Below are 19,727 nucleotides of genomic sequence, written 5' to 3'. Positions count from 1 at the left end.
TCATCAGGAGCACGGCATGACACGCACTGAAACCGACAGTCTGGGCCCGATCGAGGTACCCGAGCAGGCCTACTGGGGGGCGCAGACGCAGCGCTCGCTGGTCAATTTCGCCATTGGCGACCAGCGCATGCCGCTGGCCGTGCTGCACGCGCTGACGCTGATCAAGAAGGCCGCGGCGCGGGTCAACGACCGCATCGGCGACCTGCCACCCGACGTGGCCCGGCTGATCGAACAGGCCGCCGACGAGGTGCTGCACGGCCAGCATGACGACCAGTTTCCGCTGGTGGTCTGGCAAACCGGCAGCGGCACGCAGAGCAACATGAACGTCAACGAGGTGATCGCCGGGCGCGCCAACGAGCTGGCCGGCGGCACTCGCGGCGGCAAGAGCCCGGTGCACCCCAACGATCACGTCAACCGCGCGCAGAGTTCCAACGACTGCTTCCCCACGGCGATGCACATCGCCACCGCGAAGGCGATCCATGACCAGTTGCTGCCCGCCATCGCCGAGCTGTCCGGCGGCCTCGCCGAGCAGGCGGCACGCTATGGCAAGCTGGTCAAGACCGGGCGCACGCACATGATGGATGCCACGCCGATCACCTTCGGCCAGGAACTGTCGGCCTTCGTCGCCCAGCTGGATATCGCCGAACAAGCGATTCGCCATGCCCTGCCAGCGGTCTACGAGCTGGCCCAGGGCGGCACGGCGGTGGGCACCGGGCTGAACGCGCCGCACGGCTTCGCCGAGGCCATTGCGGCGGAACTGGCGGCGCTGTCGGGATTGCCCTTCGTCTCGGCGCCGAACAAGTTCGCCGCGCTGTCGGGCCACGAACCGCTGGTGGCGCTGTCCGGCGCGCTGAAGACGCTCGCCGTGGCACTGATAAAGATCGCCAACGACCTGCGCCTGCTCGGCTCCGGTCCGCGCGGCGGCTTCGCCGAAGTGCGGCTGCCGGCCAACGAGCCCGGCAGTTCGATCATGCCCGGCAAGGTCAATCCGACCCAGTGCGAGGCGCTGTCGATGCTCGCCTGCCAGGTGATGGGCAACGACGTGACCATCGGTTTCGCTGCCAGCCAGGGTCACCTGCAGCTCAACGTGTTCAAACCGGTGATCATCCACAACCTGCTGCAATCGATCCGCCTGCTGGCCGATGGCTGCCGCAATTTCAACACGCACTGCGTGGTGGGGTTGGAGCCGGACCCGACGCGCATGGCCGAGCACCTGGAGCGAGGGCTGATGCTGGTCACCGCCTTGAACCCGCACATCGGCTACGACAAAGCAGCGGAGATCGCCAAGAAGGCCTACGCCGAGAACAAGACGCTGCGCGAGGCGGCGCTGGAGCTGCGCTACTTGACCGATGAGGAGTTCGACCAGTGGGTGCGCCCGGAAAGCATGCTCGAATCCGGCAAGCAGGGTTGAGCAGGCTCGCCTGATGCGGCGGGCGACTCCGCCGGTGGATAACGCTGCGCGGTTATCCACCCTACGGAATCCGGTCGGAGCGTAGGGTGGATGGCCGCAGCCATCCACCGGTTTGCCAGAACGCCTCGCCCTCGCCCTCAGCGCACCGCTTCGAACAGCCCCGAAGCGCCCATGCCGCCACCGACGCACATGGTCACCACGCCGTAGCGCAGGTTACGCCGCTGCAGCTCGCGGATCAGGTGGCCGGCGGTGCGCGAGCCGGTCATGCCGAACGGGTGGCCGATGGAAATCGAACCGCCGTTGACGTTGAACTTCTCGTTGTCGATTTCCAGCTTGTCCCGGCAGTACAGGCACTGCGAGGCGAAGGCTTCGTTGAGCTCCCAGAGGTCGATGTCGTCGATCTTCAGCCCCTTGGCCTTGAGCAGGCGCGGCACCGAATACACCGGACCGATGCCCATCTCCTCCGGCTCGCACCCGGCGACGGTGAAGCCACGGAAGAACGCGCGCGGCTTCAGGCCCAGTTCGATGGCCTTCTGCAGGCTCATCACCAGGGTCATCGAAGCCCCATCGGAGAGCTGCGAGGCGTTGCCGGCGGTCACCGAGCCGTCCTCGGCGAATGCCGGCTTGAGCCCGGCCAGGCTTTCGTAGCTGGTATCCGGGCGGTTGCAGTCATCGCGATCGACCACGCCGTCGTGCTCGGTCCGCTCGCCGGTGGCCTTGTCCTCGGTGAAATAGCGCACCTGCATCGGCACGATCTCGTCGACGAACAGACCCTCGGCCTGCGCCCGCGCGGTGCGCTGCTGGCTCTGCAGCGCGTAGCGGTCCTGCTGCTCGCGGGTGACGTTGTAGCGGCGGGCGACCAGCTCGGCGGTCTGGCCCATGCTGTGGTAAATGCCGGGCACCCGCTCCTGGATGATCGGATTGTAGAGGTGGTCGGTGTTGCGGCTCTTGGCCGTGAGGGTGATCGATTCCACCCCGCCGGCGACGATCACGTCGCTGCAGCCGGAGGCGATCTGGTTGGCGGCGATGGCGATGGCCTGCAGGCCCGACGAGCAATAACGGTTGAGCGTCATGCCCGGGCAGTCGATGCCCAGCCCCGACAGCACCGCGACGTTGCGCCCGATGTTGTAGCCCTGCGCGCCCTCGTTGGAACCGGCGCCGACGATGCAGTCCTCGACCACCCGCGGATCGAGGCCGTTGCGCGTCAGCAGCGCATCGACGCAATGCGCCGCCATGTCGTCGGGACGGGTCATGTTGAACTTGCCGCGAAAAGACTTGGCCAGGCCGGTCCGCACGCTGTCGACGATTACCACTTCACGCATGGCTCACCTCGGTGATCTTGTTGTTGGCGTTGCGCCGAGCATAGAGGTGCCCGCGCGGCGCTGACGATGACCATTCAGCCCGCCTATGCATGACCATCGTGCGCTGCCGTTACCGGGCGATGGCCGCCTCCAGCGCCTCGTTGAGCGTGCGCAGCACCTTGACCCGGGCGAAGCGCTTGTCGTTGGCCTCGACCAGCGTCCAGGGGGCAATCTCGGTACTGGTACGGTCGACCATGTCGGCCACGGCACCGGCATAGGCGTCCCACTTCTCGCGGTTGCGCCAGTCCTCCTCGGTGATCTTGAAGCGCTTGAAGGGCGTCTCCTCGCGCTCCTTGAAACGCTGGAGCTGGGTGTCCTGATCGATCGACAGCCAGAACTTCACCAGCACCACGCCGGCGTCCACCAGCTGCTCCTCGAAGTCGTTGATCTCGCTGTAGGCACGCAACCACTCGTCCGGCGTGCAGAAGCCCTCGACGCGTTCGACCAGCACGCGGCCGTACCAGGAGCGGTCGAAGATAGTGAACTTGCCGCGCTCCGGCACGTTGCGCCAGAAGCGCCACAGCCAGGGCTGGGCGCGTTCGTCCTCGCTCGGTGCGGCGATCTGCACGGTGCGGTACAGACGCGGATCGAGCGCCCCGGTGACCCGGCGGATGGCGCTTCCCTTGCCGGCCGCATCGTGCCCCTCGAACAACGCCAGCACGCCACGCTTGCGGATGCGCCGATCACGCAACAGCCGCGACAGGCGCGCCTGCTCCTCGGCGAGCTGCAGCTGATAGCTGTCCTTGTCGAGCTTCTGGCTGAGGTCGAGGCTGCCGAGCAGCGTCAGGCGGTCGAGGTCCAGCGCGAGCGGCGCCGAATGTGGATGCGAAATTCCATTCACCGGTTGTTCCGCCGCTGCCAGCGCGGCCTGCAGTCCCTCGAGCAGCAGCCGGCCGACCGCCAGGCTGCGGTAACGCTCGTCGACGCCCTCGATCACGTACCAAGGCGCGAAGTCGCGGCTGCTGCGGCGCAACACCTGCTCGCCATAGCGCACGAACTTGTCGTAGGTCTTCGATTGCTGCCAGTCCAGCGGGCTGATGCGCCAGCTATGCAGCGGGTCGTCCTTGAGCGAATCCAGGCGCGCCTTCATCTGCGCCTTGGACAGGTGGAACCAGAACTTGAAGATCAGCGTGCCCTCGTCGCAGAGCATGCGCTCCAGCCGCTGCGCGCGGGCGATGGCCAGCTCCAGTTCGGCCTTGTCGATGCGCCCGTGCACGCGGTCCTCGAGCATTTTGCTGTACCAGTCGCCGAAGAAGATGCCGGTATGCCCCTTGGGCGGCATACGCCGCCAGTAACGCCAGGCTGGCGGACGCGACAGCTCCTCGTCGCTCGGCACCTCGAAGCTCTCGACGGTGATCAGCCGCGGGTCCATCCATTCATTGAGGAGCTTGACCGTCTCGCCCTTGCCGGCGCCTTCGATGCCGTTGATCAGGATCAGCATCGGAAAGCGCGCCTGTTCGCGCAGTCGGTACTGCGCCTGCAGCAGCGCTTCGCGCAGCACCGGCACTTCGGCGTCGTAGGTGGCCTTGTCGACCGCGTGGCCAATCTCGGCGGATTCAAACATCGCTTTCTCCCTGTCTGGCAATGCCGTTCACCCTAGCAGGCCGGTGGCGGCGCGCGCGAGCGGCGTGCTTGAGGCACAATGCGCGGCATGAACGCGCACCCACCCCTGCCCCGCTGCTGCACCGCCCTGGATGACCGCTGGCCGCTGCCGCGCGCGTTGGCCGGCGTGCATCTGCTGAGCACGCGCTTCGATCCGGCGTTGCTCGATCCGGAAGATTTTCCGCGTTGGGGCATCCCGACACCGCGAGGCGTGAGCAAGCGCCAGGCGGAATTCCTCGCCGGCCGGCTGTGCGCCCGTCAGGCACTGCTGCGGTTGACCGGCGCGCCAGCGGTGCCGACGGTTGCGGCCGATCGCTCGCCATGCTGGCCCGCCGGTGTGGTCGGCTCGATCACCCACGGTGCCGGCTGGGCCGGCGTGGTGGTCGCGCACCAGCAGGCCTGGCGCGGCCTGGGGCTGGATATCGAGCAGCAACTGGAGCCCGAGCGGGCCGACCGGCTGGCGAGCGAGATCCTCACCGCAGACGAGTTGCAAGGCTACGCCGCGCTGCCCGCCGTGCAGCGCGCGCAGCGGGTGACGCTGACGTTCTCGCTCAAGGAAAGCCTGTTCAAGGCGCTCTATCCGCTAGTCAAGCGGCGCTTCTATTTCCAAGACGCCGAACTGGTGGCCTGCGACGCCAGCGGCTTCGTGCGCCTGCGCCTGCTCACCGAACTGTCGACGCAATGGCGCCGCGGCACGGAGCTGGAAGGCCAGTTCAATGCGTTCGACGACTATCTGCTGACGCTGGTGAGCATTCCCGCGTGACCGACGCGCTCAGGCCTTGCCGGCCCGCGGCGTGTGGCGACTGGGCCAGCGCAGGCTGAAGCAGGCGCCACCCAGTTCGCTGCGACCGATCAGCGCGCGACCGCCGTGCCAGTAGATGATCCGCCGCACGATGGAAAGCCCCAGTCCATGCCCGCCGGAAGCCCGCGTACGGCTGTCGTCCAGGCGCAGGAAGGGAGTGAACACGCGCTCCCAGTCCGCCTCCGGCACGCCGGGGCCGTCGTCCTCGACGCGCAGCCAGACCTGCCCGGCATCGAAGGCGTAGCTCACCCGCACCTGCGTTTCGGCATGGCGGGCCGCGTTGCTGATCAGGTTGCTCAGCGCACGGCGCAGGTATTGCAGCTCGGCGTCAGCGCGGCTGCTGCCGTCCGCCGCCGGCACGCAGTGACCGCGCTCGATACGGATCGCCGGACGCAGCGGCGCCAGCTCGCCGATGACCTGATCGACCAGCGCCTCCAGGTCCACCGGCGCGAACTTCAGCGTCGGCAGTCCCTGTTCCAGGCGGGTGTACACCAGCATCTCGTCCACCAGCCGGTCGAGATCGTCGATATCGGCATCCATACCCGCCAGATGCTTGCGCCGCGCCTCGTCGCTCTGCGCGTCGGCGCTCATCTCCAGGCCGAAGCGCAGGCGCGCCACCGGCGTGCGCAGTTCATGCGCCACCGCGCTGACCATCTCGCGCTGCACCGCCAGCAGGCGCTGCAGCTGCTTGGCCATGAGGTTGAACGCTGCCGCCAGACGCCCCACCGAATCGCTGCCGGCATCGGGCACATGCGCGCTCAGGTTGCCGCTGGCGATACGCGTGGCCGCCGCCTCCAGCACGCTGAGGCGCTGCTCGAGCTGGCGTACCAGCAGGTAGACGGTCAGCCCGATCAGCGACAGACCGAGCAGGCCGATCAGCAGCAGCAGATGCGGCGGATAGGCATCCAGCGGATACAGCGGGCCGAGCTGCATGATCCACGAGGTACCGGCGACGGCGGCGAACACGCGGATGGCGCCGCCGCCCTGGTCCAGCGCCATCACCGTGTCGCCCTCGTCGAGGCGCCGACGCTGGTCGTCGTCGAGGTTGGCGCTGTCGCGTGTCAGCAGCTGCAGCGGATAGCCGAAACCGCGCGCTTCCTTGAGTTCGGCCAGATGCCGCGGCTGCTCGTTCTCGGGATAGCGGATCAGCTCGTCGATCAGCAGGTAGATGGTCGCCCGCGCCAGCTGCTCGCTGACCTGCTCGACCTCGCCGGTGAGCACCAGCCCGTCGCGGGCGCTGACCAGGCTGAACACCGTGGTGCTGCGCGGGCGCAGCTGTTCGACCAGCACCTGACCGCGCAGCAGACGCGTCTCCAGACGGTCATCGAGATCGACGTCGTCCAGCGTGCGCACCCGCAGCGGAATGCCGAGCAGGCGCCCCCAGAGGTTGGCCGCCTGGCGCCGCTCCACCGGGGTCATGCTGCTCATGTTGTGCGCCATCAGACGAAAAGTGCCGCCGGCCAGACGCTCGCGGTGCGCATCGGCACGCACCTCGTTGAGCAGCTGCAGGCCGCCGGCACCCAGCAGCGCCACCAGCACCAGCACCGCCAGCACGCCGCCATAGATGCGCAGGAAGATCGAATTCATTCAGACAGCGCTCTGCGGGCGCGGCACGTCAGGCCAGCGCCTCGGCGGCTTCGGAGACGAACAGGTAGCCCTTGCCGCGCACGGTCTTGATCAGGCGCGGATGCTCCGGGTCGTCGCCGATCTTCGGCCGGATGCGCGAGATGCGCACGTCGATGGAGCGATCCTGGCCGTCGTATTCGATGCCGCGCAACTGGGCGAAGATCTCCTCGCGCGAGAGGATGCGGCCGGCGTTGGAGGTCAGCAGCCAGAGCAGGTCGAACTCGGCCCCGGTCAGCTCGATCTGCTTTTCACGCAGCCAGGCCTCGCGCAACGCGCTGTCGACCACCAGCGGGCCGAACTGCAGGCGCTTGGCGCTGCCCGCTGCTTCCGGCGTGTCGCGCCGCCGCAGCAACGCACGGATGCGCGCCAGCAAGAGGCGCGGGCGCACCGGCTTGCACACATAGTCGTCGGCGCCGGTTTCCAGGCCCAGCACCTGATCCAGGTCATCGGCACGCGCGGTGAGCATCAGGATCGGCCCGTCATACTGTTCACGCGCGCGCCGGCAGATGGACATGCCATCCTCGCCGGGCAGCATCAGGTCGAGCACCACCAGATCGGGACGCTCGCTGACGATGCGCTCGACCGCGCGCGCGCCGTCGGCCTCGATGGACACCTCGAATGCGCCATCGCCCTGCAGGTATTCCTGAGTCAACTCCGCCAGCCGCCGATCATCCTCGACGATGAGGATTCGCCACGTTTCCTGCTCCATTGATGCCTCCGCCGACACTGCCAGACCGATCCGAACGCCGGCGCATTGTACCCAACCGCGCCCGGGAAGGAGCCTGCAGAACCTGCCTGTCACAAACACAACATATAGTGATGGCCGCTTTTCGCGTCGACGCGACGAGTGGCGCGGACAGTCCTCTTTTTTCCGGCCTTGGGGCTGGCTCCGATGGTGCGCGGGTTTGCCTGACGCAGCACTTTTTAACCCACAAAGCACCCACATCTTATCCACAGCTTGTTCAGCGAACGCCGGTTGCAAAGGCACGCCAGCGGCATTAAGGTGTCGCCCCCTCGCAGCCTGAACCCCATATATTGGGGTTTAGCTCAACCAGAGACACAAATGGCTTGGCGATGCCACTTGTCACCTTCCGTCGGCCTGCAACTCGCCAACAGCCGCGCGAGCAGAGCCGCATGCGACGCTCAAATGCCGGGTCCTGCGCGACAGCCTGCCAACCCCAACCGCTCGCACCGATAGTACGGACCGAATCCACAGGCACTAGATATTGTGTTGACAGTGTTTTTCACGAAGCTATTCTTCCCGACATTCTTGCGCCCTTGACCGACGTCATTGGCGCTAACCGAACAGCAACGCTCGACCTGAACCAACCTTGCGGGCACAAGCCCATCCAGAACCATTACCGCGACCAAGAGAGAATCCGGAGCCCCCATGCAGAACCCATCCACTCGCGAGAACCCGCTGTCAGCCGATGCACCGGATCTGGCGGCTACCGCCCCGGGCCAGCTGCGCGTGATCAAGCGCAACGGTACTGTCGTCCCCTACACCGACGACAAAATCACCGTCGCCATCACCAAGGCCTTTCTCGCAGTGGAAGGCGGTAACGCTGCCGCTTCCTCGCGCATCCACGACACCGTCGCGCGTCTGACCGAGCAGGTCACCGCCACCTTCCGCCGTCGCATGCCTTCGGGCGGCACCATCCACATCGAGGAAATCCAGGACCAGGTCGAACTGGCCCTGATGCGTGCCGGCGAGCAGAAGGTCGCCCGTGACTACGTGATCTACCGCGAAGCCCAGGCCGTCAAGCGCAAGAGCGCCAGCGGCAGCAGCGACATCGCCCAGCCGCACCCGAGCATTCGCGTCACCCGCGCCGATGGCAGCCAGCAGCCGCTGGACATGGGCCGCCTGCAGACCATCATCTCCGAGGCCTGCGAAGGCCTGGCCGAAGTCGATGGCGCGCTGATCGAGCGCGAGACCCTGAAGAACCTCTACGACGGCGTGGCCGAGAAGGACGTCAACACCGCGCTGGTGATGACCGCCCGCACCCTGGTCGAGCGTGAGCCGAACTACAGCCAGGTCACTGCGCGCCTGCTGATGGACACCCTGCGTGCCGAAGCCCTGGGCTTCCTCGGCGTAGCCGAGTCCGCCACTCACCACGAGATGGCCGATCTTTACGCCAAAGCCCTGCCGGCCTACATCGAGAAAGGCGTCGAGTTCGAGCTGCTCGATTCCAAGCTGAAGAGCTACGACCTGGCCAAGCTGGGCGCGGCACTGAACCACGAGCGTGACCAGCAGTTCACCTACCTCGGCCTGCAGACCCTGTACGACCGCTACTTCATCCACAAGGACAACGTCCGCTTCGAACTGCCGCAGATCTTCTTCATGCGCGTCGCCATGGGCCTGGCCATCGAGGAAGAGCAGAAAGAAGCGCGCGCCATCGAGTTCTACAACCTGTTGTCATCCTTCGACTACATGGCCTCGACGCCGACCCTGTTCAACGCCGGCACCCTGCGTCCGCAGCTGTCCTCGTGCTACCTCACCACCGTGCCGGACGACCTAGGCGGCATCTACGATGCCATCCGCGATAACGCCCTGCTGTCCAAATTCGCCGGCGGCCTGGGCAACGACTGGACCCCGGTGCGCGCACTGGGTGCCTACATCAAGGGTACCAACGGCAAGAGCCAGGGCGTCGTGCCGTTCCTGAAAGTGGTCAACGACACCGCCGTGGCGGTCAACCAGGGCGGCAAGCGCAAGGGCGCGGTCTGCGCCTACCTGGAAACCTGGCACCTGGACATCGAGGAATTCCTCGAGCTGCGCAAGAACACCGGTGACGACCGTCGCCGTACCCACGACATGAACACCGCGAACTGGATTCCGGACCTGTTCATGAAGCGCGTGTTCGATGACGGCCCCTGGACGCTGTTCTCCCCGTCCGACGTACCCGACCTGCACGACCTCACCGGCCGCGCCTTCGAGGAGCGTTACGAGTACTACGAGGAGCTGACCAAGTACGGCAAGATCAAGCTGTTCAAGACCCTGCCGGCCAAGGACCTGTGGCGCAAGATGCTCTCGATGCTGTTCGAGACCGGCCACCCGTGGCTGACCTTCAAGGACCCGTGCAACCTGCGCAGCCCGCAGCAGCACGTCGGCGTGGTGCACAGCTCCAACCTGTGCACCGAGATCACCCTGAACACCAACAAGGACGAGATCGCCGTCTGCAACCTGGGCTCGATCAACCTGGTCAACCACATCGTCGACGGCAAGCTGGACGCGGCCAAGCTGGAGCGCACCGTGCGCACCGCCGTGCGCATGCTCGATAACGTCATCGACATCAACTACTACAGCGTGCCGCAGGCGCAGAACGCCAACTTCAAGCACCGTCCGGTGGGCCTGGGCATCATGGGCTTCCAGGACGCGCTGTACCTGCAGCACATCGCCTACGGTTCCGATGCCGCCATCGACTTCGCCGACAAGTCCATGGAAGCCATCAGCTACTACGCCATCCAGGCCTCCTGTGACCTAGCCGACGAGCGTGGCGCCTACTCCAGCTTCGAAGGCTCGCTGTGGTCCAAGGGCATCCTGCCGCTGGATTCCCAGCAGATCCTCATCGAGGCCCGTGGCCAGAAGTACATCGACGTCGACCTCTCCGAATCGCTGGACTGGGCGCCGGTGCGCGAGCGCGTGAAGAAAGGCATCCGCAACTCCAACATCATGGCCATCGCGCCGACCGCGACCATCTCCAACATCGTTGGCGTGTCGCAGTCCATCGAGCCGACGTACCAGAACCTGTACGTCAAATCGAACCTGTCCGGCGAGTTCACGGTGATCAACCCGTACCTGGTCCACGACCTCAAGGCCCGCGGCCTGTGGGACCCGGTCATGGTCAACGACCTCAAGTACTACGACGGCTCGGTGCAGCAGATCGAACGCATCCCACAGGACCTGAAGGACCTGTACGCCACCGCCTTCGAAGTGGAAACCAAGTGGATCGTCGAGGCGGCCAGCCGCCGCCAGAAGTGGATCGACCAGGCCCAGTCGCTGAACCTCTACATCGCCGGCGCCAGCGGCAAGAAGCTCGACGTGACCTACCGCATGGCCTGGTACCGTGGCCTGAAGACCACTTACTACCTCCGTGCCCTGGCCGCAACCAGCACCGAGAAGTCCACCATCAACACCGGCAAGCTGAATGCCGTGAGTTCGGTGATCGACGAAAGCCTGAGTGCCGAGCCGAAGCCGGCGCCGGTGCCGCAGGCGTGTTCCATCGATAATCCCGACTGCGAAGCCTGCCAGTAACAAAGGGAGGCGGACGCATCTGGACGGCGATCGCCGCGTTGCCTGCCGAGCCGGACCCCATCACGTACAGCTGTACGCTCAGGGGTTCCGACTCGACAGGCGCCTTGCGCTCACTCGCCCAGCTCCGCCCTCGCACCGAGTGGAAGTTGTGGGCTGATTCGTAGGGTGGATGTCGCTTTCCACATCCACCGTTGTCCCACTCGATGGCCCGCAACACCAAACCAGATTCCGCGCTTTTGCGTGCAAACCAAAAGCCACCCCATACATCCGACCGGCCAAGCCCCGGTCCCCAATCAGGAGCAACCGCACATGCTGAGCTGGGACGAATTCGACGAAGAAGAAACCACCACCGCCGCGCCGGCCACTGCTGCCGCGCAGCCTGCGAGCCAGACCGCCGCCAAGCTGGACAACGAAGCCGCCGGCTCCGTGGAAGAAGCCCGCGCCGTTGCCGCTGACGACTCCGACGCCATCGCCCGCGCCAAGCGCGCGCTGGACGAGCTGGACATCCGCGAAGGCCTCAACGAACTGGAAGGTGAAGCCGCCCGCGTGCGCGTCGACGAGAAGCGCATGATCAACGCCCGTGCCGACCTCAACCAGCTCGTCCCTTTCAAGTACGACTGGGCCTGGCAGAAGTATCTGGATGGTTGCGCCAACCACTGGATGCCGCAGGAAGTGAACATGAACGCCGACATTGCCCTGTGGAAGAGCAAGGACGGCCTCAGCGAAGACGAGCGCCGCATCGTCAAGCGCAACCTCGGCTTCTTCTCCACCGCCGACAGCCTGGTCGCCAACAACCTCGTGCTGGCCACCTACCGCCTGATCACCAACCCCGAGTGCCGCCAGTACATCCTGCGCCAGGCCTTCGAAGAGGCGATCCACACCCACGCCTACCAGTACTGCATCGAATCGCTGGGCATGGATGAAGGCGAGATCTTCAACATGTACCACGAGATCCCGAGCGTCGCGAAAAAGGCCAGCTGGGGCCTCAAGTACACCCGCTCCATCTCCGACCCGACCTTCCAGACCGGCACCCCGGAGACCGACAAGCAGTTCCTGAAGAACCTCATCGCCTACTACTGCGTACTGGAAGGCATCTTCTTCTACTGCGGCTTCACCCAGATCCTCTCCATGGGCCGCCGCAACAAGATGACCGGCACCGCCGAGCAGTTCCAGTACATCCTGCGCGACGAGTCCATGCACCTGAACTTCGGCATCGACATGATCAACCAGATCAAGATCGAGAACCCGCACCTGTGGGACGCCGAAATGAAGGACGAAGCGACCCAGATGATCCTCCAGGGCACCCAACTGGAAATCGAATACGCCCGCGACACCATGCCCCGTGGCGTACTCGGCATGAACGCCGCGATGATGGAGGACTACCTCAAGTTCATCGCCAACCGTCGTCTGACGCAGATTGGTCTGAAGGAAGAGTATCCGGGCACCACCAACCCGTTCCCATGGATGAGCGAGATCATGGATCTGAAGAAGGAGAAGAACTTCTTTGAGACGCGGGTGATTGAGTATCAGACGGGTGGGGCGTTGAGCTGGGATTGATGGCCAGATGATATTGCGATACGGTTCGACCTACGCCCGCCATGGATGTAGGGGAAGAGCTGAATTAAGAAGCCCCGCCTAGTGCGGGGCTTTTTTATTAGGTAACCATGAAACAAATATTCCTCTGCCTATCGACCACCGGCTCTTCACCTACAGAAGGCCATCGCATAATAGAAATTGGCGGAGTCTTAGTAGAAAACCGAAAAATGACCGGGAAACACTTTCACGTCTACATTAATCCGAACAGGGAAATAGAAGAAAGCTTCATCGCCGAGCACGGAATCACAGATGAATTTCTGAAAGACAAGCCCGAATTCATATCAATATCCGAAGATCTAGAAAAGTTCCTAGGCAACTCAGAAATCATCCTAAACAAAGAGCACGACTCTAAATTTTTAGAAAATGAATTCTCATTAATACGAAGAAAACCACAAAATAGTCAAATAATAGAAACAAAGCCAAGCACAATACAATCCCTACTAAGTCAAACAGCATATAGCACGTTTAAAAAGGCAGAAGAAATTTACCGCAGCGAAGTAAAGAATCTCTATGGCGCCTTACTAGATGCGGAAATTCTTGCTGATGCATACCTATCAGCCACAAAGAACGAAATAATAATCACAGATATAAACGATTTCTTAGAGCAAGTCAGCAACACCGATCCGAACGATCTTTTCCGCGGCGTATCAAATAGAAACTTTAGACTTCTCCCATCTTTATTCAGACACCACTCAAACGAACATCTGATTAGAGAAGATAAAATGATGTGGGTTTTCAAAGCGCACTCTCGCCCGCATCTAGAGAAGCAGCCAGAAAATGAAATTCAATGGCTCACTCTCGCGCAACATCACGGCCTCCCCACTCGCCTATTAGATTGGAGCTTTAGCCCTTTAGTGGCCTGCTTCTTTGCCGTAAAAGAAAACCCAGAGAAAGACGGGGCTGTTTACCTTTACGAAGCCAGAGAGTACAAGCGCGAAGAAAAAATCAACATCGCAAAACTCGATAAAACGGTAGTCTTTCTCCCATCACATGGCTCAAAACGAATAACAGCACAATCTGGAGCTTTTACACTCCACCCGAACTCTCACCCAGAGATCGACGAACCCGCCATAACAAAATTCATCATCCCCAGCAAATTAAAGCCGACCTTTATAAAATGCCTATCAAAATACGGCATCAATAACTCAACCATATTTCCAGACTTGGATGGCCTTTGCGCACACATAAAACAGCAGCAAGGCTACTAAGCGAAGAAACGCAGCGAGTAGCCTGGAAGTGACGCGTGGAAAATGCTTCGCAGTTTTCCACCCTACCTCCGGCAACATCGATGCGTCGGCGGTGTGGGCGGTTGAGATGTCGTAGGGTGGATAACGCTTTGCTTATCCACCGATACAGACCTCCCGCCAACACAACGCTCAAGGATGAGCCGCCATGTCCCGCTACCGCCGCGCCCAAGTGCCGGGCGCCACGTATTTCTTCACGGTCAATCTGCTCAACCGTCGCAGCGACCTGCTGGTCCGCCATGTTGACCTGCTCCGCGAGACGGTGCGTGCCACCCGCTCAAGGCATCCTTTTCATATCGATGCCTGGGTCGTTCTGCCCGACCACATGCATTGCGTCTGGACGCTACCGGATGGCGACGCTGATTTCACCCTGCGCTGGAAGGTCATCAAATTTGCGTTTGCCCGGCGTCTGCCAAAGACCGAGGTGCTGACGGCAACTCAGCGCTCCCGCGGCGAACGTGGGATCTGGCAACGGCGCTATTGGGAACACCTAGTCCAGGATGAACGGGATTACCGGCATCACGTCGACTATGTGCACCGAAATCCGTTAAAGCACGGCTTGGTGGAGCGCGTCGCCGACTGGCCCTATTCGAGTTTTCATCGAGCCGTTGGAGCTGGGGTCTACCCAGTTGATTGGTGCGGTGATGAGGCAGAGAGATTCGGGGGTGATGCGGACTGACGCGTGGAAAAGGCTTCGCCGTTTTCCACCCTACGGCTGCAAGCACGCCGGAAATGTCCCATCATTCATACAACCTGTCCGGCACAGCCATCGCAAAAAAATGTCAATACCCAAGAATCCAAGCGAAGGACAACTCATGCTTAAAGACTGCGCATACGCCAACTCTCTATATAAGCAGATTAGAAAAGACGTTCGGAAGAGGCTATTTAGCCGCTCGTCTTATCCTGCGACTCGACCGATGATTATCATGGCATTTTTTACATTGTCGCTTATGGCAATGAGCGCCTACTCGGCATTTAATCCCCTACCCTGGTCTGCCATAACCTATATGCTTTTAATCCCTTGGGGAATTGGCCTTTACTGGAGCCGCCAATACGCCATCCGTCACTTATTCCGCCCTGTTTATCGATCAGAAAAAATCAACAAACAGCCGAGATTCAAAAGGGACGAATTATTTCAGTACGTTCTATTTCGCGACAAGTTGAATGAAGCCGGCTGGACTGCCCAGAGAGCCGCAAAAATAGCAGAATACTATTCATTAATGGAATCCGCCCCCAAACCATACAGCCTTTCGCAGAACTTCTTCTTCATCTTTCTAGTCGGGCTTATGGTTGCCTTGACCACCGAGGCCATTAAGATCAGCACATGGTTTTCAACCGGTTACGCAGGAGTTTCGCTCATCCTTTGCGTAGGCGCCCTTTATATAGCCTGGGTCTTCCTCGACGGGATACATGTTCCAGCGCAGCATCGAGCATATGTCAGGCGCGATCTCCAGCGGGCGGCAATGGAGCTACGCAGCGAGTAGGTGGGCATTGCCGCTATTGCTCCGCCAACTCACACAACCCACCCGGCACCTTCATCACCCACTCCCTCACCGCGCGAACCGTCGGATCATCCCGACGGCTCTCCGGATATACGAGATGAAACGGCTTGCCCTCCATCTCCGGCCCGAACGGTTGCACCAGCCGCCCTTCCCTCAGTTCATCTTCGATCAGCTGCCGACTCATTAGCGCCACACCCTGCGCGCCGAGGGCGGCGGAGATGGCGTGGGTCTCGTCGGAGAAGACCAGCCCGGCGCTGACGTCCAGCCCCGGTACATTGGCGAGCTTCTGCCACGACGCCCAATGAATCGGCGCGGACAAGGCGGCTTGCGCACGGAAGTGGATCAACGGGTGTTTGGGCAGCTCGGCAATATCCCGCAAGCCGAGGTGCGGACTGCAGACCGGGACGAAGGTGTTGTCGAACAGCTTCTCCGCCACCAGCCCGGGCCAGCGGCCATCGCCGTAGCGGATGGCGATATCCGCCGTGACGCCATCCAGCGCCACCGGTTCATGGGAGGTATGGAAGCGCAGGTCGATATCTGGATGCGAATCGCGTAGCAGGCAGACCCAGGGCACCAGCCAGCGCACCGCGATGGCCGGTGTGGTGCTGAGGGTGATCGCCTGGCGGCAGGGCTTCGCGCTGAGGCGTTCGACCGTGGCGCTGATGCTGTCGAACGCAGCTTCCAGCGTCTGTTGCAGCTCCCGTCCCGGCTCGGTCAGCTCCAGCTTTCGCGGTTTGCGCAGGAACAGCGCCACGCCGAGGGATTCCTCCAGCGAACGAATCTGGTGGCTGATCGCCGTGGCCGTGACGGACAGCTCCTCGGCGGCCTGCTTGGCGCTTTCGTGGCGGGCGGCCGCTTCGAAGGCACGCAAGGCGGAAAGCGAGGGCAACCAACGGTGCGCCATGGCTGAGTTTTCCTCATCTGTATCCGAAAGAAATCGTCGTTTGTCGCCTGTAGAGCCTAGCCCTAGGCTGACTCTGCCGCGAATGACAGATGAATTCTTTCACAGAGGAGATTCGCCATGACGCACCTTCTGCACCTCGACGCCAGCGCCCGCCCCGGCCTCGCCGGCAAGGACGAGCACGGCTCCCACAGCCGCAACCTCAGCCAGCGCTTCGTCAGTCAATGGCTGGCCCGTCGCCCGCAGGATGACGTGACCTACCGGAACATCGGCCAGAACCCGCCCTCTTTCGTCAGCCATGACTGGATCGCCTCGGCCTTCACGCCGGAGGAGCGCCGGGAGCCGTGGATGAACGACGCGCTGGCCGAAAGCGACAGGCTGGTGGACGAACTGCTGGCCGCCGATGTGCTGGTCATCGGCACGCCGCTCTACAACTTCGGCATGCCGGCGGCGCTCAAGGCCTGGATCGATCAGGTGGTGCGCCTGAACCGCACGGTCGGCATGGACGAGAGCAACCCGCTCGATCCCTACGTGCCCATGCTGGCGGATCGGGAGCGGCACGCGGTCATCCTTACCGCCCGTGGCGGCATCGGTTTCAACCCGGGCGAGGCGATGGCGCACATGAACCATCTGGAGCCGAACCTGGCGACGGCGCTCGGTTTCATTGGGATCACCCGCCTCCATCAGATCGCCATCGAAGGCCAGGAAATCGGTGGCGAGCTGCTGGCCAATTCGGTGGCCGAAGCGCTGCGTCAGGTGGATGCGCTGGTGGCGCGGCTGCAGGCGACTGTGGCGGCACCCGCTCCCCACACGCAGCAGAGGCAGGCCGAACCCGATCCGGTGTGATGCAAGCCGGGCGTGGAAAACGCTGGTTTTTCCACGCTACCTTCCATCAACCTGATACCGGGCGAGGCAGCGGAGCGCGCATGGCGACCGATAGAGATTTCATGCTGTACGTGGCCGAACAGATCGATTTGGGAAGCAGGCTGACGTACCGGAAGATGTTCGGCGAGTACGCGCTTTACCTGGATGAAAAGGTCGTCGCCTTCGTCTGCGACAACAGCCTGTTCATCAAGCCTTCGCCGGCGGCTGCAACGCTCGCCCCGGACCTGCCGCAAGCCCCGCCCTATCCTGGCGCCAAGGACTATCCGGCGGCCGACGAACTGCTGGACGATGCCGACGAGCTGCGCCGTCTCGTGATTGAAACGGCGCGGCTCATGCCGGTGCCAGCGCCACGCAAACCGAGGAAGAAGAAGCCAGACGCAGCGACATGAGCTTTCAACCGGGTTGGCTCTTCATCTCCCGGTCCTCGCCCGCAGCCCCCGCCCGGTACAATGCCGCACTTTCTGCGTCGCCCGGAGCCCCGCCATGTTCACCCTCACCCACCTCGACACCCCGCCGCCGGAAGCGCTGAAAAGCCAGGTGCTGCAGATGGTGGTGGACTACCTCGGCGACATCAGCCCCGTCTCGCTCACGCCGAGCAACCCGCTGTATCAGCTGTACCAGTACGTGGTGGGTTTCGAGGTGCATCGTTATCTCGACAGCATGGACGGCGCCCAGGCGGGCAAGCCCGAGCTGATTATGGCGCTGGATGCCGACGACCCGGCAATCCTGCTCGGTTTCGCGCTGTACCTGCCGTACGTGGACGACCCCGAGGCGTGTGCGCTGGCCTATCTGGCGGTTGATGCCGGCCATCGTCGTCAGGGCATCGGCCGGGCCATGGTCGCGGCGATGGTGGCGCGCTATCCGCACGCCGAAGTAGCGTGCGTGGCGGGCAAGGTGCCGTACTTCGAGGCGCTGGGCTTCATGCCTTTGGCGGCGCGTGGCCCGCAGGTGGTGCTGAACACCCGCAGCCAGGCATCCCCCGGCGTGGTGGCCGTGCAGGATCTGGCACCGATCTTCCAGTCGAAGGAGGTACGGCAGATTCACAGCTACCTGATGAAACAGCACGGCGAGAAAGCCATGAGCAACGCGGAGAAGCAGCGGGATCGGCTGCTGGATCAGCTGACCGAGCAGGCCGACCACCTGATCGAAACGTTCACCGCAGCCCGGCGTCTGCACTGATCGTCATCGCGGCTTCCGCAACAGCGCATGGACGGCGGCGCACGCTGGGTTCAGATCTTCACGCAGGCAAAAATCGCGTTGCCTGACGCCTCGTTCCAGGGCAAGAGCTTCTCGTAGTCATGCTCGAGCACATGCACCTCGAAATACGGCTGCAGCAGTTCGATCAGCTCGGCGAAGCTCAGCGCCACCATCGCGTGCTCGTCATGCCAGACCTGACTTTTTCCTTCGACGGTTCTCTCGATGCGCAGCTTCAACGCCTGCCGCTCGCCGTCGCCCGGGTAATGCCAGCCAGAGCTGAAGCTGAACAGGCCTTCCGCATGGCGCGTGCTGTGGGAGACGAACGAAGCGTTGTCGATCTGACGCTTGTCCACGGCGTTGAAGCAGAACAATCCACCGACCGCGAGGGCGTCATGCACGCTGGCAATACAGCGCTTGAGCCGTTCGAGCGTGCCACTGTAATGGATGGAATAGAGGAAGCAGGTGATCAGGTCGGTTGGCTGGTCCAACGAAAAGCCACACATGTCCTGCAACGAGAAGCGGGCTTCGGGACAACGAATGGCCGCCCGGTCCAGCATCGGCTGGTTGATGTCCAGACCGCTGCTCTGGTAGCCGGCATCGATGAAATAGCGCACGTGTGGCCCGGTTCCGCAAGCGAGATCCAGATGCCTGTTGCCGGCATTGCCGAACAGCTGCTGCAGACGCTGAACACAGTGGCTTTGCGCGCCGTAGTCGATATCGGCGCACATGAGATCGTAGTAACCCGACAAGTCGGTATAGAGGGCATCGCCGGGCATGGTGACCTGTTAGCGGGAGCGTAGGGGGCGCGCATCATATCCCGCGGCCGGCGAAACCGCCCGGCGATCTGCGGCGACCTCAGCGGCAGTTTCCCGCGCAGCCACCGCGTGCGCAGGCCGGTGCTTCGGGGTTCTTCAACACCCGGCTATTCACCACCCCGGCGGCACTCATCAGCTTGGTCACCGGCGCATCGTCCGGAATCGACGCATCTTCGGCCAGCGCACAGGCCTCTCGCAATTCACCCCAGGTCTTGGGGCGCAGCGCCATCGCATGGCGAACCTCGTAAACCTGGCCATTGGCTTCGCAGCGATAGTCATAAGTCGGCATGGTTATTCCTCCCTGGGTTGAGCTAGGCCGGGGCCGCCAACCGTCCGCCTGTTGAACGTACAGCCAAAGGACGACGCAGAATCGCTGGCTACGCGCGATCAAGCCTGCTTGATCGCTACCAGCACGAAGCCCACCACGATGCCGGCCAGGGCGATCAGCCAGCCAATCCGGTGTGCACGGTTCTTTTCGGCTTGCCGCACGGGGTCCACGGGTTTTTTCTTTCTCACGGTTCACCTGACTCTGA

17 protein-coding genes and 1 pseudogene are annotated in these 19,727 nt (G+C 62.9%); 11 read left to right on the top strand and 7 right to left on the bottom strand.

Features of this window, described 5'->3' with window-relative positions; all coding sequences use genetic code 11:
- Nucleotides 1-16 precede the first annotated feature (16 nt).
- On the top strand, nucleotides 17-1,411 hold the full coding sequence (locus tag U8L64_RS08365) for a class II fumarate hydratase (protein WP_333396073.1): 1,395 nt from the start codon (nucleotides 17-19) through the stop codon (nucleotides 1,409-1,411).
- 137 nt (nucleotides 1,412-1,548) lie between these two features.
- Here the strand turns inward: U8L64_RS08365 and U8L64_RS08360 are convergent, their stop codons facing one another.
- Both U8L64_RS08360 and pap read right to left on the bottom strand, forming a co-directional pair.
- A complete protein-coding gene (locus U8L64_RS08360) occupies nucleotides 1,549-2,733 on the bottom strand; it encodes a thiolase family protein (protein WP_273526360.1) in 1,185 nt (394 codons plus the stop codon).
- A gap of 109 nt (nucleotides 2,734-2,842) precedes the next feature.
- Nucleotides 2,843-4,336 carry a polyphosphate:AMP phosphotransferase gene (gene pap, locus U8L64_RS08355; protein WP_054093250.1) on the bottom strand — a complete coding sequence of 498 codons (1,494 nt, stop codon included), beginning with the start codon at nucleotides 4,334-4,336 and terminating at the stop codon, nucleotides 2,843-2,845.
- 87 nt (nucleotides 4,337-4,423) lie between these two features.
- Between pap and U8L64_RS08350 the strand changes: the two genes are divergently transcribed.
- A complete protein-coding gene (locus tag U8L64_RS08350) occupies nucleotides 4,424-5,137 on the top strand; it encodes a 4'-phosphopantetheinyl transferase family protein (protein ID WP_189328016.1) in 714 nt (237 codons plus the stop codon).
- Nucleotides 5,138-5,146: 9 nt separating this feature from the next.
- Here U8L64_RS08350 and U8L64_RS08345 read toward each other — a convergent pair whose 3' ends face one another.
- Both U8L64_RS08345 and U8L64_RS08340 read right to left on the bottom strand, forming a co-directional pair.
- A complete protein-coding gene (locus U8L64_RS08345; RefSeq protein ID WP_234302519.1) occupies nucleotides 5,147-6,763 on the bottom strand; it encodes an ATP-binding protein in 1,617 nt (538 codons plus the stop codon).
- 28 nt (nucleotides 6,764-6,791) lie between these two features.
- Nucleotides 6,792-7,511 (bottom strand): winged helix-turn-helix domain-containing protein, encoded by a 720-nt coding sequence (locus tag U8L64_RS08340; RefSeq protein WP_054093253.1) that lies wholly within the window; start codon nucleotides 7,509-7,511, stop codon nucleotides 6,792-6,794.
- A gap of 681 nt (nucleotides 7,512-8,192) precedes the next feature.
- Here U8L64_RS08340 and U8L64_RS08335 point away from each other — a divergent pair.
- From U8L64_RS08335 to U8L64_RS08315, 6 genes and pseudogenes are all read left to right on the top strand, one after another.
- Nucleotides 8,193-11,054 carry a ribonucleoside-diphosphate reductase subunit alpha gene (locus tag U8L64_RS08335; protein ID WP_333396062.1) on the top strand — a complete coding sequence of 954 codons (2,862 nt, stop codon included), beginning with the start codon at nucleotides 8,193-8,195 and terminating at the stop codon, nucleotides 11,052-11,054.
- A gap of 309 nt (nucleotides 11,055-11,363) precedes the next feature.
- The gene (locus U8L64_RS08330) at nucleotides 11,364-12,611 is read left to right on the top strand and encodes a ribonucleotide-diphosphate reductase subunit beta (RefSeq protein WP_084904129.1); all 1,248 of its coding nucleotides are present in this window, start codon (nucleotides 11,364-11,366) and stop codon (nucleotides 12,609-12,611) included.
- 107 nt (nucleotides 12,612-12,718) lie between these two features.
- Nucleotides 12,719-13,174: pseudogene (locus tag U8L64_RS20310) on the top strand (exonuclease domain-containing protein); the annotation flags it as partial.
- 9 nt (nucleotides 13,175-13,183) lie between these two features.
- A complete protein-coding gene (locus U8L64_RS20305; protein ID WP_442965279.1) occupies nucleotides 13,184-13,858 on the top strand; it encodes an FRG domain-containing protein in 675 nt (224 codons plus the stop codon).
- Nucleotides 13,859-14,042: 184 nt separating this feature from the next.
- A complete protein-coding gene (locus U8L64_RS08320; RefSeq protein ID WP_041104666.1) occupies nucleotides 14,043-14,573 on the top strand; it encodes an REP-associated tyrosine transposase in 531 nt (176 codons plus the stop codon).
- 136 nt (nucleotides 14,574-14,709) lie between these two features.
- On the top strand, nucleotides 14,710-15,378 hold the full coding sequence (locus U8L64_RS08315) for a hypothetical protein (RefSeq protein WP_041104665.1): 669 nt from the start codon (nucleotides 14,710-14,712) through the stop codon (nucleotides 15,376-15,378).
- Between the two features lie 13 nt (nucleotides 15,379-15,391).
- Here U8L64_RS08315 and U8L64_RS08310 read toward each other — a convergent pair whose 3' ends face one another.
- The gene (locus tag U8L64_RS08310; protein WP_333396047.1) at nucleotides 15,392-16,300 is read right to left on the bottom strand and encodes a LysR substrate-binding domain-containing protein; all 909 of its coding nucleotides are present in this window, start codon (nucleotides 16,298-16,300) and stop codon (nucleotides 15,392-15,394) included.
- A gap of 117 nt (nucleotides 16,301-16,417) precedes the next feature.
- Between U8L64_RS08310 and U8L64_RS08305 the strand changes: the two genes are divergently transcribed.
- The 3 genes from U8L64_RS08305 (at nucleotide 16,418) to U8L64_RS08295 (ending at nucleotide 18,361) form a co-directional block, all read left to right on the top strand.
- Nucleotides 16,418-17,143 (top strand): FMN-dependent NADH-azoreductase, encoded by a 726-nt coding sequence (locus U8L64_RS08305; RefSeq protein ID WP_333396044.1) that lies wholly within the window; start codon nucleotides 16,418-16,420, stop codon nucleotides 17,141-17,143.
- A gap of 80 nt (nucleotides 17,144-17,223) precedes the next feature.
- On the top strand, nucleotides 17,224-17,571 hold the full coding sequence (locus U8L64_RS08300) for a TfoX/Sxy family protein (RefSeq protein WP_333396040.1): 348 nt from the start codon (nucleotides 17,224-17,226) through the stop codon (nucleotides 17,569-17,571).
- Nucleotides 17,572-17,665: 94 nt separating this feature from the next.
- Nucleotides 17,666-18,361, top strand: a complete 696-nt coding sequence (locus U8L64_RS08295; RefSeq protein ID WP_167134847.1) for a GNAT family N-acetyltransferase — start codon at nucleotides 17,666-17,668, stop codon at nucleotides 18,359-18,361.
- A gap of 50 nt (nucleotides 18,362-18,411) precedes the next feature.
- Here the strand turns inward: U8L64_RS08295 and U8L64_RS08290 are convergent, their stop codons facing one another.
- Together U8L64_RS08290 and U8L64_RS08285 are read right to left on the bottom strand one after the other, a co-directional pair.
- Nucleotides 18,412-19,155, bottom strand: coding sequence for a class I SAM-dependent DNA methyltransferase (locus U8L64_RS08290; protein ID WP_333396034.1), 744 nt, complete (start codon nucleotides 19,153-19,155; stop codon nucleotides 18,412-18,414).
- A gap of 79 nt (nucleotides 19,156-19,234) precedes the next feature.
- The gene (locus U8L64_RS08285; RefSeq protein WP_054093261.1) at nucleotides 19,235-19,483 is read right to left on the bottom strand and encodes a hypothetical protein; all 249 of its coding nucleotides are present in this window, start codon (nucleotides 19,481-19,483) and stop codon (nucleotides 19,235-19,237) included.
- Nucleotides 19,484-19,727: the final 244 nt, after the last annotated feature.

The sequence above is a fragment of the Pseudomonas sp. FIP_A4 genome (assembly GCF_036701605.1).
GTDB classification, from domain to species: domain Bacteria; phylum Pseudomonadota; class Gammaproteobacteria; order Pseudomonadales; family Pseudomonadaceae; genus Stutzerimonas; species Stutzerimonas phenolilytica.
Note: the sequence above shows the minus strand (reverse complement) of the source record. Positions and strands in the feature narration are given on the sequence as shown.

Coding starts and splice junctions, on each gene's coding strand:
- U8L64_RS08365 (WP_333396073.1), top strand. CDS start 17: ATGACACGCACTGAAACCGACAGTCTGGGCCCGATCGAGGTACCCGAG.
- U8L64_RS08360 (WP_273526360.1), bottom strand. CDS start 2,733: ATGCGTGAAGTGGTAATCGTCGACAGCGTGCGGACCGGCCTGGCCAAG.
- pap (WP_054093250.1), bottom strand. CDS start 4,336: ATGTTTGAATCCGCCGAGATTGGCCACGCGGTCGACAAGGCCACCTAC.
- U8L64_RS08350 (WP_189328016.1), top strand. CDS start 4,424: ATGAACGCGCACCCACCCCTGCCCCGCTGCTGCACCGCCCTGGATGAC.
- U8L64_RS08345 (WP_234302519.1), bottom strand. CDS start 6,763: ATGAATTCGATCTTCCTGCGCATCTATGGCGGCGTGCTGGCGGTGCTG.
- U8L64_RS08340 (WP_054093253.1), bottom strand. CDS start 7,511: ATGGAGCAGGAAACGTGGCGAATCCTCATCGTCGAGGATGATCGGCGG.
- U8L64_RS08335 (WP_333396062.1), top strand. CDS start 8,193: ATGCAGAACCCATCCACTCGCGAGAACCCGCTGTCAGCCGATGCACCG.
- U8L64_RS08330 (WP_084904129.1), top strand. CDS start 11,364: ATGCTGAGCTGGGACGAATTCGACGAAGAAGAAACCACCACCGCCGCG.
- U8L64_RS08320 (WP_041104666.1), top strand. CDS start 14,043: ATGTCCCGCTACCGCCGCGCCCAAGTGCCGGGCGCCACGTATTTCTTC.
- U8L64_RS08315 (WP_041104665.1), top strand. CDS start 14,710: ATGCTTAAAGACTGCGCATACGCCAACTCTCTATATAAGCAGATTAGA.
- U8L64_RS08310 (WP_333396047.1), bottom strand. CDS start 16,300: ATGGCGCACCGTTGGTTGCCCTCGCTTTCCGCCTTGCGTGCCTTCGAA.
- U8L64_RS08305 (WP_333396044.1), top strand. CDS start 16,418: ATGACGCACCTTCTGCACCTCGACGCCAGCGCCCGCCCCGGCCTCGCC.
- U8L64_RS08300 (WP_333396040.1), top strand. CDS start 17,224: ATGGCGACCGATAGAGATTTCATGCTGTACGTGGCCGAACAGATCGAT.
- U8L64_RS08295 (WP_167134847.1), top strand. CDS start 17,666: ATGTTCACCCTCACCCACCTCGACACCCCGCCGCCGGAAGCGCTGAAA.
- U8L64_RS08290 (WP_333396034.1), bottom strand. CDS start 19,155: ATGCCCGGCGATGCCCTCTATACCGACTTGTCGGGTTACTACGATCTC.
- U8L64_RS08285 (WP_054093261.1), bottom strand. CDS start 19,483: ATGCCGACTTATGACTATCGCTGCGAAGCCAATGGCCAGGTTTACGAG.